This is a genomic window from Bradyrhizobium sp. LHD-71 (assembly GCF_031157255.1).
In the GTDB taxonomy this organism is placed as follows: domain Bacteria; phylum Pseudomonadota; class Alphaproteobacteria; order Rhizobiales; family Xanthobacteraceae; genus P52-10.
Genome location: NZ_JAVIFX010000044.1, coordinates 1 through 13,407 on the forward strand (window position 1 = coordinate 1; position 13,407 = coordinate 13,407).

Here is a 13,407-nt window from a genome sequence, read left to right on the forward strand (position 1 = left end):
TTATGGATCAGAAATTCGCACGATGGACTCGCGGCAACGATGGCGCGAATTTCTGATCCACGACACTAGTCCAATATTCGGAACGATAGGGAGCGGCCGGCCATGTCGGCCGCTCTTCATTTGGCGGCTCTGCCGTGCCATTGTGAAGATGCAAGAGTGGCAACGCGACAGGGAGACGCCGCGGCGATGGACTTCAAGCTGACAGAACAACAACGCAGCATGGTTTCTACCGTGCGCGACCTCGTCGAAGGGGAGTTCAGGCCGAACGCGCAGAAATACATGGACGGTACCTTCCCGTGGCCGAACATGAAGAAGCTCGCCGAAATCGGCGTGCTCGGCATGTCGGTTCCGGAAGAGTACGGCGGCCTCGGCTTGTCGATATTCGAGACCGCGCTGATCCTCGAGGAAATCGCCAAGGGATGCTACGTCACGGCGATGGCAACGTTGGGTGAGGCTGGCGTGCAGACGCGGGTCATCTCCACCTACGCGCCGAAATCGATCAAGCAGCGTATCCTGCCGAAAGTGGTGAGCGGTGACTGCATCCTCGCCGTCTGCATGACTGAGCCGCACGCCGGCACGGACGTCGCCAATTACCGGACAAACGCCGACATCAAGGGCGACCGCATCATCCTCAATGGCGTCAAGACGCTCATCAGCCGAGCCAAGGAGGCCGGCATGTTCGTCATTTTCAGCCGCATCGACAAGAAGCCGGGGCGTGAAGGCATCGGCTGCGTCCTGCTCGAGCCCGACACGCCCGGTTTCGAAGTGACCGGAACCTACCACACCATGGGTGGCGAGAATCTGCACGAGATCCAGTTCAACAACTGCGAATTGCCGCTGGAGAACCTCGTCATCCGTGAGGACGGCTTTCGCAAACTCCTGACCGCCTTCAACACCCAGCGTTGTCTCAATCCCAGCATTTCGCTGGGGCTCGCCGAAGGGGCGTTTGCCGAGGCGGTCAAATATGCGCGCGAGCGCGAGATCTTCGGCAAGGCGATCGGTGATTTTCAAGGAAATCGCTGGAAGCTTGCCGATATGTACAAAGATATCGAGACTGGCCGCAGCATCCTCTACCGGGCCTGCATGACCGCCGATCCGTTCCCCGATCCGTTCATGGCGGCGGTGGCGAAGGTGTTCTGCAACGAGATGGCGTTGCGCGTAACCAACGATGCCGTGCAGATGCATGGCGGTTTCGGCTTCACCGACGAGTATGCGGTGTCGCGCCTCTACCGCGGTGCGCGCTATGGGACACTGGGCGGGGGTACCTCAGAAACCTTGCGCGACCTGATCGGCAAGCGGATCATGGTGTCGCACGGCGCCGACGACCTGCTGGCTTATGATATGCTGACCGGGCTCGATCTGGTCGCCTGAGACCGACCGTGCCGGAGGTACATTCATGACCGCCAACACCCCACGGGCCTTCAACTTCGACCTCGGCGAGACCGCCGATGCGATCCGGGACACCGTCTGGAGTTTTGCCTCCGACGAGATCGCACCGCGGGCCGACGAGATCGACAAGAGCAACACCTTTCCACGCGACCTGTGGCCGAAGATCGGCGCGCTCGGCTTGCATGGCATCACGGTGGAAGAGGAATATGGCGGCGCCGGCCTCGGCTACCTGGAACATTGCGTGGCCATGGAGGAGATTTCGCGCGCATCCGCGGCGGTTGGACTGTCCTACGGCGCCCACTCGAACCTCTGCGTGAACCAGATCCGTCGCAACGGGTCGGATGAGCAGAAGCGGAAGTACCTGCCGAAGCTGATCTCCGGCGAGCACGTCGGCGCACTTGCGATGTCCGAGCCGGGCGCGGGCTCCGACGTCGTGTCGATGCGCACGCGCGCCGATAAGAAAGGGGACCGCTATATCGTCAACGGCGGCAAGATGTGGATCACAAACGGTCCCGTCGCCGAGACGCTCGTTGTTTATGCCAAGACTGATCCCGATGCTGGTCCGCGCGGTATGACCGCCTTCATCATCGAAAAGGGCATGAAAGGATTTTCGACCGCGCAGAAGCTCGACAAGCTCGGCATGCGCGGCTCGGATACTTGCGAACTCGTGTTCGAGGACTGCGAGGTGCCTGAAGGCAACGTGCTGGGCAAGGTCGGCAACGGCGTCAACGTGCTGATGTCGGGTCTCGATTACGAGCGCGCGGTGCTGGCGGCAGGTCCGCTCGGTATCATGCAGGCCTGTATGGATGTGGTGATGCCTTACGTGCATGAGCGCAAGCAGTTCGGTCAGCCGATCGGTACGTTCCAGCTCGTGCAGGGCAAGGTCGCCGACATGTATGTGACGATGAATGCGGCGCGCGCCTACGTATATGCGGTGGCCAAGGCCTGTGACCGCAGCGAAACCACCCGCGAGGATGCGGCGGGTGCCATCCTCTATGCTGCGGAGCGGGCGACGCAATGCGCGCTCGATGCGATCCAGCTGCTCGGCGGCAACGGGTACATTAACGACTATCCGACCGGCAGATTGTTGCGGGACGCGAAATTGTATGAGATCGGCGCCGGGACGAGCGAGATCCGCCGGATGCTGATTGGCCGGGAATTGTTCGAAAAGCAGGCGTAAGGCTGTCGGCGCACAGGCGTCGTGGAGAAAGCAGCGGCTTCAGCGACCTGGGTCACACTTGCAGCGGTCGAACCCGTGTAAGGACCCGTGCGACTAAGGCTCAAATCGGACGTTCTCCAACACTCGGGCAATCCCATGAACCAGATGACCACCGCACCGCTGCAACCGGCGCCGATCAGCGCCAGGGTGGCGTTTACCGGCGATCGTCGCAGTTTCCTCGGGCTCGTCGCGCGCGGCGCAGGGCTCGAAATGATCACCGCCGGCTTCTACCGGTTCTGGCTGACCACCGACATCCGCCGTCATCTTTGGTCGCACACTGTGGTCGATGGTGATGGCGCCGAATACACCGGCCGGGGCAGGGAGCTTCTGATCGGCTTCCTGGTCGCCATGGCGATCCTGGTACCGATCTACATCGCCTACTTCATCCTAGGCCTCGAGGCGGAGCGGCTGCAGGCGTTCGCGAGCATTCCGCTGGTGCTCCTGCTCTACGTGTTCACGCAGTTCGCAATCTATCGCGCGCGGCGTTACCGCATGACGCGTACCGTTTGGCGTGGCGTCCGATTCTGGATGACCGGCTCCGGCTGGAGCTACGCGCTCCGCGCCACCCTCTGGGGGGCGGCCATGGTGCTTACACTCGGTCTCATCCTGCCGTGGCGCGACGCCGCCCTCGAGCGCTACAAGATGCGTAATACGCATTATGGCGACCTGCAGGGCAGCTTCGAGGGTCGTGGGTGGGAGTTCTTCAAGCGCGGCTGGTGGTTGTGGCTGCTAACGCCGGTTGCCCTGGTCACATACGTCGGCATTCCTTTCGTCTACGGTGCATTCAAAGCGATCCAGATGCGTTGGTGGCTGAGCGGATTGCGTCTCGGCGGCGTGCGGTTGGAGTCGAATCTCGGTGCCGGCCAACTCATGGGCCTTTACTGGAAGACGATCGGCTGGACCTTGTTGATATCGATCGGGCTGATTGCCTACATGGCTTTTGCTGCCGTGATGGCCGCGACGATGACCGGTCATCCACTGGACACAACGCTGTTCAGCAATCTTGACCTCCTCACCAGTGTGCCGTTCATCGCGTTCGCTGTCGTCGGTTACCTGGCTTGGGCAATGGTCCTGAATATCTTCATTCGTCTCTACCTTATGCGCGACCTTTGGCAGCGGGCTGTATCGTCGATCACTGTCCATGGCATCGAGACCGCGGCGAACGTTTCCGCCAAAGGCGATCTGGCGAGCGCCATCGGCGAAGGGTTCGCTGATGGCCTGGACGTCGGAGGATTCTGACGCTTGACCGATCCGGCGAATTCCACGCAGGCGGACGCGTCGATCGAGGCGGTGCCGCCGGCCCGCGCGCCTGTTACCTACCTCGACGGCACGTCGAGCCGCAGACGCAATGTCATGCTGCGGCTCGCCGACCGCTGCGAAATCCTCCAGGACGACGCGGTCGTCGCCTCCTGGCCTTATGCGGACATCCGGCGCGCTGATGGTCCTTCCGGCATCCTGCGGGCCATGTGTGTGTCCGCGCCGGTGCTGGCGCGGCTGGAGATTCGCGACGCAACGCTGGCGGCTGAGCTCGAACGCCGTTGTCCCTCGCTCGATGCGGATCTGCCGGGCGCGAAGGGCGTCATGTCCATCGTCGGATGGTCGGTTGCGGCGCTCGTCTCGATCGTGCTGATGGTGCTGTTCGTCGTGCCGTTCGCAGCCGACCGGCTGACGCCGCTCATTCCCTATTCGATCGAGAAGCGCATCGGTGAGGTCGCAGACAAGCAGGTGAACGTCGTCTTTGACGGCAAGACGTGTGCAAGCCCCGACGGAACGGCCGCTTTCGCCAAGCTGATGGACACGCTGCGTCGCGCAGGTGGGGTCGATGTCACGGCAGATGCCGCGGTGATCTCCAACGATATCGCCAACGCCGTCGCGCTGCCGGGCGGCAAGATCTACGTGTTCGAGGGCCTGCTCGCGAAGGCGGAAAGCGTCGACGAACTTGCCGGCGTGCTCGCCCACGAACTTGGCCATGTGAAGAACCGCGATGGCCTGCGGAACCTGATCTACAACGGCGGCACGTCGTTCCTGATCGGTCTCCTGTTCGGCGATATCACCGGTTCGAGCGCGATCATCTTTACCAGCCGTGAGCTGTTCCAGGCGTCGCATTCACGGGAGGCGGAGCGCAACGCCGATACCACCACCATCGAGGTGATGCGCAAGCTCGGCAGGTCGCCGAAGCCGATGGGAGAATTTTTGCTGCGCGTGACGGGCAAGGAAAAGGGCAAGGGGCTCGCGCTGATCTCGAGCCATCCACTGTCGGAAGATCGCCTGGTGCGGATGAGCGAGCAGGATATCTCGCCGTCCGCGCCGCCATTGCTGACGGCGGCAGAATGGGCAGCACTGAAATCGATCTGCAAGACGCCGGATAAGAGTTGATCGCGGTGCATCAGTTCGGCAGCTCGTTGCTCCTTGTGACCCAGCTCTTCACCTCGGGAAGTATCTCGGGCAGCAGCAGTCTGACATCCGCCGCCGACATGCCGGGCCGCACCCGGGGATGGTAGAGGATGTTGAGCAGATATTGATCGTAGATGCCGAAATGCCCCATGCTGACGTCGTCATTGAAGGTTGTCCACGGCACAGAATCCGTATCGTTGATCGGCCCTAGCGCCTGCAACAATTCCTCGTAGGCACAGTCTGCGAAAACGAAGTTTCCTGCATCGACCGCGAGGATGACGTTCGAATTTGCGATGGCGAAGTTGTCGTTCTTGGTGAAGCTCGACAGGCATTGCGGATCGATCGCGTCGCGGATTTCCCTGGCGCGGTCACTGCCATAGAAGGCCGAGATGGTCCGGTGGATGTCGCGGTCGCGCACCAGCGTCACCACGACGTTGGCGGTCTCGCGCTGATCGGTTACTGCGAGGTCGAGATGCTCGATCCGTCGGCCGATGTCGGCGACGACTTCGCGCATTTGCTTGCTGCGGTCCGGGCGTGCCTTGTTGTCGATGAAGACGCGCACCGGGCGATCGTACTTGCGGATCCGATCGACGTGGCCGGCAAGGTGAAACTCGGCACCGAACGCGACCTTGAAGAAACCGTCGGCGATCTCGGCGTCGGTGAACTGTTTCCTCTCGCGCTTCGCTGTAATGACGTTCTGGGCGCACGCGATCTCGGCGGCCGGCGCAAGAAGCAGCGCTGCCGCCAGGACGATGCATGTTTGTCTGCTGCGCATGCGCTACCTTAACCCATTCGCGGAGCCAGACAAAAAAGGCCGGCTTACCGCCGGCCTTCCATTCTCCAGGATCGAGCAACAGGTCAGTTTTTGACGATGACCGTGGCTCCCACCTGCACCCGATCGTAGAGGTCGATCACGTCCGCGTTGGTCATGCGGAAACAGCCCGACGACACGGCCTGCCCGATTGTTTCCGGCTCGTTCGAGCCATGGATGCGATAGAGCGTGGAGCCAAGATACAGTGCACGCGCGCCGAGCGGGTTGTCTTCGCCGCCCTTCATGTGGCGCGGCAGATCGGGACGCCGGCGCAGCATCTGCGCGGGCGGTGTCCAGTTCGGCCATTCCTTCTTGGCTGTGACCCGGTGCACGCCGGACCAGCGGAAGCCATCGCGGCCGACGCCAATGCCGTAGCGAACCGCCTGGCCGTTACCGAGCATGAAGTACAGCCGGCGTTCGCTCGTGTTGATGAAGATGCTGCCCGGCTTGTAGCTGCCGGGAATGGTAACGGTGGTTCGCGTGGCTGCACCGGAATAGCCGCCAGAGTACCCGCCAGAATAGCCGCCCGAGAAGAACTGGTACCGCTTGTTGACCGGTGAGCCACCGAAAAGCAGGTCGGGGTCATCCACCTGAGCTTGCGCAGCTTGTGCAAGTGCGATGGAGCCAATTGAAATCGTCAGAACGCGCAGCAGCCCCCTCATTCGATCCTCTTTCGATATCGTCGGTTCCGGCAAAGTTGCCGGTGAGAAAGGCCACAATTTGCCACGTTTCGCAAGAAGCGCGAGACCTCCTTACGCCAACTGCTTCGCTTGGTCGCGCGGCGCGCGATCCTTCGGTTAAAACGCCATGAATTCGGATGTTCAAGTCGGGCAAAGCGTTTGACGGAGCTTTCGAAGGATGATCTTTTCGCGAGTGGAAGCCTTAACAACAAATGAAAGCAACGGTGCAGCCATGAATGGTGCAGAAAGTCTGGTGCGAACGCTGGTCGCGGGCAAGGTCGATGTCTGTTTCACCAATCCTGGTACATCGGAAATGCATTTCGTTTCCGCGCTTGACCGCGTCGACGGCATGCGCTGCGTGCTTGGTCTGTTCGAGGGCGTAGTCACTGGCGCCGCTGATGGTTACTACCGCATGAAGGGTACGCCAGCCTCGACACTGCTCCATCTTGGACCGGGTCTCGGCAATGGCATCGCCAACCTGCACAACGCCAAGAAAGCGTCATCCGGCATCGTCAATATCGTCGGCCAGCACGCAACCTACCACATCGATTTCAACGCGCCGCTGACCTCCGATATCGAGGGTCTGGCGCGACCGGTCTCGTCCTGGGTTCGCACCTCGCCGAACGCCAAATCAGTGGCGCGTGACGGCGCTGCGGCTATCGCTGCCGCAAGCGCATCACCAGGGCAGATCGCGACGCTGATCTTGCCGGCTGATACCGCCTGGAACGAAGCGGATGGCATTGCGGAGGTCGGTGCGATCTCGCAACGCGCGGCGATGTCGGCTTCCGCGGTCGACAATGCCGCGAACGTTCTGAAGAGCGGCGAACCGACGCTGATCCTGATGTCGCATCGCGCGCTGCGCGAAGACGGTCTGGCGCTGGCCCAGCAGATTGCCGGTAAGACCGGCTGCAAGGTGATGGCTCAAGGGTCGAACCCGCGCCTTGCGCGCGGTGCAGGTCGTTATTCGATCGACCGGGTGCCTTACGTGGTCGACCTGGCGGTCAATACCCTCAAGGACTTCCGCAACATCATCCTGGTCGAGGCGGACGAACCAGTTGCATTCTTCGCCTATCCGAACAAGCCGAGCCTCCTGAAGGCCGACGGCGCCAAGATGCATACGCTGTGTGACATCGGCGGCGATTGCATCGGCAGCCTGCAGGCGCTGGCCGACGCCGTCGGCGCGAAGCCCGGCGACGTCAAGCCGCAGAAGCTTGCAGAGATCGTCAAGCCGACGGGGGCGCTGACACATGCGTCCATCGCGGCGGCCATCGCAGCGGCGATTCCGGAGAACGCCATTGTGGTCGATGAGGCGATCACCACCGGCCGTGCGTTCTTTGCGCCGACCGCAGCTGCAAAGCCGCATGACTGGCTGCAGAACATGGGCGGATCGATCGGCTATGGCACACCGGTGGCGACCGGCGCCGCCGTTGCATGCCCGGACCGGCGCGTGATCGCGCTCGAGGGTGACGGCAGCGCGATGTACACGATCCAGTCGCTGTGGACACAGGCGCGAGAGGAACTCGACGTCACGACCGTTATTTTCGCCAATCGCACCTATGAGATCCTGAAGGGCGAATTCGCCAACGTGGAGGCCGGTGCGCCAGGCAAGAAGGCGGTCGACATGCTCAACCTCGACCGGCCTGCGCTCGACTGGCTGGCGATGGCGAAGGGCATGGGGGTGCCAGGGGTATCCGTTTCGAACGCTGAGGATTTTTACAAGGAGCTGGCCAACTCGGTGGCAACGCCGGGGCCTCGGCTGATCGAAGTGCAGATGTAAAGCTGCGGATGCAGCTCTGACGCGTTGCGCCGAGCGAGCGCAACGCGTTGCTCTCGCGTAAAGAGTTCAGACTTGCCCATGCTCCCGGCAACCTGAATCGGGAGGCTTTCAAATACGGTAAAGATTAGGTGAAAAATCCTGCCTAATTATCGCCGTATTCGACGACTGCGAGCGTTCGTTTTCCCCGGGCAAGCTATTGATCTATTAGAAAAATTTTTCGACCTCCGAATTTTCGCGCCGCGACGGGAGTCCATTTTTTGCTTTTTCGAAAGGCCCCGACTGTGGCCTGCACGCAATAGCGGCAGCGACGCACAGGGATTAGTAATCGCGCCAGTCAACTGACGAGTGAACTGAACTTCGAGGTCGCTTCATGAACAAGATTTCCACCTTCCTCTGTGCTGCCGCAGCAGTGGTCGCGGTTTCGGCACCGGCCGTTGCCGCCGACATGCGCATGCCGGTCAGGGCGCTGCCGCCGCCGCCAGTCGTGCAGGTCTTCAACTGGACCGGCTTCTACATCGGCGGCTTCGTTGGTGGCGCTGTGGCCGATCGCGATGCAGAGTCCACCGCACCCGCCAGCGGCGGCGCGTTCTACAACGGCACCGGCCTGGTCAACAGCTACGAGCTGGGCACCAGCTTCATCGGCGGTGGCACGATCGGCTACAACTGGCAACCGGTTGGCTCCCAGTGGGTGATCGGTATCGAGGCCGAGGCAGGCTATCTGCAGATGAAGGATAGCGTGCTCGACATCAACGCGCCGATCGGTGCGGCGAACGGCTTCGACAGCACCCATCTGGGCGACTGGTACGCCGTGATCGCGGGCCGCCTCGGCTATTCGTTCGATCGCGTGCTCGTGTACGCCAAGGGCGGCGTGGCCTTCGTCGACAAGGAATACAGCTACGTGGACGGCTGCGTGGTCGCGCCTTGCGGCGCCTCGACGCTGCTCCTCTCCAACAGCGACACGCAGACGACCTGGGCCGTCGGTGGCGGTGTCGAGTGGGCCTTCGCGCCGAACTGGAGCCTGAAGGGCGAATACCTGTATCTCGCCACGCGCGACGACACGACCCAGTCCGCGATCGCAGGCGGCACGGGTCCGGCGGCGGGCTTCACCTGGACCAACGCTCACAGCGATCCGGGCATCCACACCGGCAAGGTCGGCATCAACTACCGCTTCTGATTTGCTTGGGGTGAATAGCTGAGTAACGAAGGGCCGGAGTGATCCGGCCCTTCTGCTTTCTAGCTGAAGCCCGTGCCGGCTCCGGCGATCGCGTTCATCCGAGCGACGGCCTGGCCGAAGCGCCTCTCGCAGTTTGCGGGAAGCTGCGCCGGAGGGTCATCGCCGGTTGCTCGACGAACAGCGCGGACAGAACTGCCGCCATTGTCGTCACGGCCACTGCAAAAGCCGAACTGGCCCAAAGGCTCCCGAGCAGGAGCACCGACAGTTGCTGGACCGGAAATGCGTACAGATACATCCCGTAGGAGATGTCCATCTTCGGTGTCAAAAGCGGGATCTTGAGCTTGCCCGCGGCGATCGCCGCAACCGGGATCGCAAATGTGAGCGCCCAGTTCAGACTGGAGAAGCACAGAAGCAGCAAGGCGATCAGACTGACGGCGATCGTGGCACGCGAAAAGCCAAATCTGGCCTCGATGACAGCGACAGTCGCACCGACAGCGAACAGGGTCGTCAAGCGCAAAGCTTCGCCCGAGACGAGAGGGCTCACCATGTCCCGGACCGTCGTGGACAGCGCTGCGCCAACCAGCAGTCCGACGACCGCCACGCAAACAACTGCCATTTTGAAGCGGGCCAGCCAGGCTAGGGCTGCGAAGCAGATATAGAGCTTGATTTCGATCGGCAGCGTCCAAAGCGATGCGTTGACTATTCCCTTGAGGTGGTTCGCATCGAAGACATCGGCCAGAACATACTCAGTTCGCATGGCGATGGCGTTCTTCCAGAAGAAGCGCCAGGGACCATCGCCCGCCGCAAACAGATAGTTTTCAATCGGCCTGCTCGTCAGAAATGCCCCGAGAACGATGCAGGCGCATACGCACACGAACAAGGCTGGATAGATGCGAAAGAGCCGGTTGATCAAGAAAGAGGTGGCCGATTTGGAGCGCATGATGCTCAGCGTATTCAGGTATCCGCTGATCGCGAAGAAGATGCCAACGCCGAGCGCGCCGAACGTCCCGATCCCGGCTATTCCGATTTCGGGTAATCCCGCGACAGCGAGTTGATGCGAGCCGAGCACAAGAAGCGCCGCGATCAATCGCAGCAGATCAAAGCAGCCGATGCGCTCCGCGCCCGGCGAAGCCGCAGCGGGCCACGTCAGGCCACCTTGAATAGACGCCGCGGACGGGCGGGAATCGCCATGCACCAGGCTGCTCCAAGCGCGGAGCGACGCCGCCTGCGCGGCTCCTCCGATAAGGGTCCAGCTTCGACAGCAGCGTCAGATCTCGGACGCCAGGCCGATCGGAGTTCTAACTTCCGCGATTTTTGGATAGTCGCCAAGTGCCGAATTGAAGTGCCGAATTGAAGTGCCGATTTGAAGGCGATCCGTCTTGCGCTTTCGGCTGCAGCGGCACCACGCGCTTCGGCGAAGCGGCCCGCCTTCGCGCTAGGGCGTTCGTTAGAGGTCGTGAAGCCCGCGCCACGAAGGCGAAGCGTGGTGGGCGCTACAGGGATTGAACCTGTGACCTTCCCCGTGTGAAGGAAATTTTGCTGTTTGATTTGTTTATGCTTTCTTCTTTGAGTGGGTGTTTTCCGCGGATTTTCCACGGGTTGGCGTTGGCAGTTCGTCGGCCCGTCTGGCCTCACTGCTGGCGACAGTGTGCGCGTAGCGAGCGGCCGATTCGGCATTCTTCCATCGCTTCGTTCGGACCAGCCCCTCAGTGTCGAGTTTGCCGTAGCGGGTCATCCATGTGCCGTAGGTGTGACAGAAGATGTGGAAGCCGCCTTCACGCCGCAGGAATGACAGGCTCGCCCGGCGCATTGCCTCACCCAGCATGTCGCGAAGGTGGCCGCTCGGGGTGAACCGGAATAGCCTTGCATTAGGCGAACGCTTGAGAAATGGAACGCCAGCATCGGCCTTCAATGCCGCTGAGTACTGTGCCGCGGTGCGCTCGATGAGTTCGACGGGTCCTTGAGGGGCTTGATGGCGGCAGCATCGGCCACGGTTGCCTCAAGGCTCGGGCCGAGCGACGCCACCTCCAGCTTCTTGAACAAGTCTTCCATGACGGCATCAATCTCGGAAAGCCCGTGCGCGAACAACTGCGCGCCGCTTCATCTGTTGCGGATGTGGGTCGACGATTGACGTGCTCTGAGGTTGTCCACCGCGCCTTTGGCGCCACCTTGCCGCCGCCGCCTTATAACTCCTCTAAAATATAGGCTTTGGCCCCCGTTGCCTGCTCCGCTAACAACGGTACGCCGGGTTGTACCATGTAATGGGGATTGGGGTGTCGGTTCGGGCTGCCGTTGTTTCAGAAGGTGGGAACCAGCAGGACCTGCCGGTCGATCTCGATGCGTTGTTTCGCGCCTATGCGTGCGATCTCAACAGTTTCGCGTTCCGCCGGCTGAGGGATCGTGAAGCTGCGGCCGACGTCGTCCAGGACGGCTTTCTTCGCTTCCTGGTCTGGAACAGGTCCCGCCCGCAGCCGGTCGGAGTGGCCGATGCCCGCAATGTCCTGCGCACCGTGATCAGCAACCTGACCATCGACCTGGTACGTCAGAAGAAGTCGCGCGGCTTCCACGATCCGCTCGACCTGGCCGGCCCCATCGCCGATCCCTATCCCACACAGGACCGCTTCCTCGAAGGCCGCGAGGCGTATCGCCTCGTCAAGGAAGCGCTCGACGCGTCGCCTCCGTTGCAGCGCGCAGCTCTCCTGCTCAATCGCATCGGAGGCCTGACCCACGCCGAGATCGCGGTGAAGCTGGGCCTGTCCCCGCAACAGGTCTCGCGGTACATCGTCAAGGTGCTGGATCGCTGCCTCGTGCGTCTTGCCGCGGGCCCCCGCTGAGAATTTTTATGTTCGAAGGGCGGGCGCTCCGATGCAAGGCGCGGCTCACTCGTTATATCGATGAGAGCCGACAGACCACGCCGGGTCCATGCCGACACCACCCAAGCCGCCGTTTGAAATCCCGGAGTCCGAGGAGCAGATCGACGACCCGCTGACGCGGGAGGCGCTGCTGTGGCTGGCGCACCTTCATTCCGGTCAGGAAAGGCCAGAAGACCGGGCTGCCTTCGATCAATGGCAGGACAGTTCGCCGGAGCACCGGCGCGCCGCCGGAGAAGCCAGGAAGATCTGGCGGCAGATCGGCACCTCGCTGGTGCCGCCCCCCAAACCGAAGACCCCGAAGCTGCCGGTCGTCATTCTCCTGGCGATCGCTCTGTCGATGATGGCGTTTGCGCTCGGCCTGTTTGGTCCGCCGCGCTCCTACCTTGCCGACTACCGGTCGGCGACGGGCGAAGTGCGCCAGGTCGTGCTGCGCGACGGCTCGACGGTCGATCTCGACACCGGCACGAGCTTCGACGTCAGCGATGGTGGCCGGACGATCACGCTCTACACCGGACAGGTTTTCGTCAATGTCAAACAGGGGCAAGGCCGGCCGTTCCAGGTGATCGCCGGGAACGTGCACGCCCGGGCGCTCGGCACCGCCTACGCGGTGCGGCGCGACGAAGATGCCGCGACGGTGATCGTGACCGAAAGCTCTGTCCAGGTGACGGACACAATGCGAGCCGACGGAACTCCGGTTCGGGTCGATGCCGGCTGGCTGGTGCGCGGCACGCCCACCGAGGGCGTCGGCATCCCGCAGCGGGCCGATGTGACCGGACTGACCGCCTGGCGGCAGGGCGGGCTGGTGTTCAAGGATCGTCCGCTTGAGCAGGTCGTCGCTGAGGTGGAGCGCTATCGCCGCGGCAGGATTCTCATTCTCGAGGAGGCCGTCCGGAAGCTGCCCGTCACCGGCACCGTGAACCTCGCGCAGACCGGCGAATTTCTGGCCTCGCTCGAGATCGTCCTGCCTGTCAGCGTGACGCAGTTGCCGGGTCTGGTGGTGATCCGGAGGGACGCTTCCCGCCATCCGTAGAAAAATTCCGGTGCCGGCCGATGCAACCGCATTCCCGTCCGTTTCTCCAGACGAGGGGTG

13 protein-coding genes are annotated in these 13,407 nt (G+C 62.2%); 8 read left to right on the forward strand and 5 right to left on the reverse strand.

The annotated features are described in order from the left end of the window. Positions 1 to 156 precede the first annotated feature (156 nt). From RCO31_RS32075 to RCO31_RS32090, 4 genes are all read left to right on the forward strand, one after another. On the forward strand, positions 157 to 1,371 hold the full coding sequence (locus RCO31_RS32075; RefSeq protein ID WP_308972434.1) for an acyl-CoA dehydrogenase family protein: 1,215 nt from the start codon (positions 157 to 159) through the stop codon (positions 1,369 to 1,371). Positions 1,372 to 1,396: 25 nt separating this feature from the next. Next, a complete protein-coding gene (locus RCO31_RS32080) occupies positions 1,397 to 2,569 on the forward strand; it encodes an isovaleryl-CoA dehydrogenase (RefSeq protein ID WP_308972436.1) in 1,173 nt (390 codons plus the stop codon). Positions 2,570 to 2,704: 135 nt separating this feature from the next. Next, positions 2,705 to 3,847, forward strand: a complete 1,143-nt coding sequence (locus tag RCO31_RS32085) for a DUF898 family protein (protein ID WP_308972437.1) — start codon at positions 2,705 to 2,707, stop codon at positions 3,845 to 3,847. A 3-nt stretch (positions 3,848 to 3,850) separates the two neighbouring features. Continuing rightward, positions 3,851 to 4,984, forward strand: coding sequence for a M48 family metallopeptidase (locus RCO31_RS32090; protein ID WP_308972438.1), 1,134 nt, complete (start codon positions 3,851 to 3,853; stop codon positions 4,982 to 4,984). Positions 4,985 to 4,994: 10 nt separating this feature from the next. Here RCO31_RS32090 and RCO31_RS32095 read toward each other — a convergent pair whose 3' ends face one another. Beyond that, positions 4,995 to 5,777: a DUF2927 domain-containing protein gene (locus RCO31_RS32095; RefSeq protein WP_308972439.1), complete on the reverse strand. Its 783-nt coding sequence runs from the start codon at positions 5,775 to 5,777 to the stop codon at positions 4,995 to 4,997. Between the two features lie 83 nt (positions 5,778 to 5,860). After that, positions 5,861 to 6,466, reverse strand: coding sequence for a L,D-transpeptidase (locus RCO31_RS32100; protein ID WP_374991566.1), 606 nt, complete (start codon positions 6,464 to 6,466; stop codon positions 5,861 to 5,863). A gap of 259 nt (positions 6,467 to 6,725) precedes the next feature. Between RCO31_RS32100 and RCO31_RS32105 the strand changes: the two genes are divergently transcribed. Beyond that, the gene (locus tag RCO31_RS32105) at positions 6,726 to 8,270 is read left to right on the forward strand and encodes an acetolactate synthase large subunit (RefSeq protein WP_308972442.1); all 1,545 of its coding nucleotides are present in this window, start codon (positions 6,726 to 6,728) and stop codon (positions 8,268 to 8,270) included. 370 nt (positions 8,271 to 8,640) lie between these two features. Next, complete coding sequence (locus RCO31_RS32110) at positions 8,641 to 9,444, forward strand: outer membrane beta-barrel protein (protein ID WP_308972443.1); 804 nt, start codon at positions 8,641 to 8,643, stop codon at positions 9,442 to 9,444. Positions 9,445 to 9,538: 94 nt separating this feature from the next. Here the strand turns inward: RCO31_RS32110 and RCO31_RS32115 are convergent, their stop codons facing one another. From RCO31_RS32115 to RCO31_RS32125, 3 genes are all read right to left on the reverse strand, one after another. Beyond that, a complete protein-coding gene (locus RCO31_RS32115) occupies positions 9,539 to 10,639 on the reverse strand; it encodes an acyltransferase (RefSeq protein WP_308972444.1) in 1,101 nt (366 codons plus the stop codon). 357 nt (positions 10,640 to 10,996) lie between these two features. After that, positions 10,997 to 11,356, reverse strand: coding sequence for a hypothetical protein (locus tag RCO31_RS32120; protein ID WP_308972445.1), 360 nt, complete (start codon positions 11,354 to 11,356; stop codon positions 10,997 to 10,999). Continuing rightward, entirely contained in the window at positions 11,353 to 11,496 is a 144-nt protein-coding gene (locus RCO31_RS32125) for a hypothetical protein (RefSeq protein WP_308972446.1), read from the reverse strand. Before RCO31_RS32125 ends, RCO31_RS32120 begins: the two co-directional genes overlap by 4 nt. 221 nt (positions 11,497 to 11,717) lie before the next feature. On the opposite strand from RCO31_RS32125, the gene RCO31_RS32130 reads away from it, so the two are divergent. Next, positions 11,718 to 12,278: a sigma-70 family RNA polymerase sigma factor gene (locus tag RCO31_RS32130; protein ID WP_308972447.1), complete on the forward strand. Its 561-nt coding sequence runs from the start codon at positions 11,718 to 11,720 to the stop codon at positions 12,276 to 12,278. 88 nt (positions 12,279 to 12,366) lie between these two features. After that, complete coding sequence (locus tag RCO31_RS32135; RefSeq protein WP_308972448.1) at positions 12,367 to 13,347, forward strand: FecR domain-containing protein; 981 nt, start codon at positions 12,367 to 12,369, stop codon at positions 13,345 to 13,347. The last annotated feature ends 60 nt before the right edge of the window (positions 13,348 to 13,407 follow it).

What these genes read in the sequence shown, in the direction of transcription:
- RCO31_RS32105 (WP_308972442.1), top strand. Translation starts at nt 6,726, where the DNA reads ATGAATGGTGCAGAAAGTCTGGTGCGAACGCTGGTCGCGGGCAAGGTC.
- RCO31_RS32125 (WP_308972446.1), bottom strand. Translation starts at nt 11,496, where the DNA reads ATGGAAGACTTGTTCAAGAAGCTGGAGGTGGCGTCGCTCGGCCCGAGC.
- RCO31_RS32110 (WP_308972443.1), top strand. Translation starts at nt 8,641, where the DNA reads ATGAACAAGATTTCCACCTTCCTCTGTGCTGCCGCAGCAGTGGTCGCG.
- RCO31_RS32085 (WP_308972437.1), top strand. Translation starts at nt 2,705, where the DNA reads ATGAACCAGATGACCACCGCACCGCTGCAACCGGCGCCGATCAGCGCC.
- RCO31_RS32135 (WP_308972448.1), top strand. Translation starts at nt 12,367, where the DNA reads ATGCCGACACCACCCAAGCCGCCGTTTGAAATCCCGGAGTCCGAGGAG.
- RCO31_RS32080 (WP_308972436.1), top strand. Translation starts at nt 1,397, where the DNA reads ATGACCGCCAACACCCCACGGGCCTTCAACTTCGACCTCGGCGAGACC.
- RCO31_RS32095 (WP_308972439.1), bottom strand. Translation starts at nt 5,777, where the DNA reads ATGCGCAGCAGACAAACATGCATCGTCCTGGCGGCAGCGCTGCTTCTT.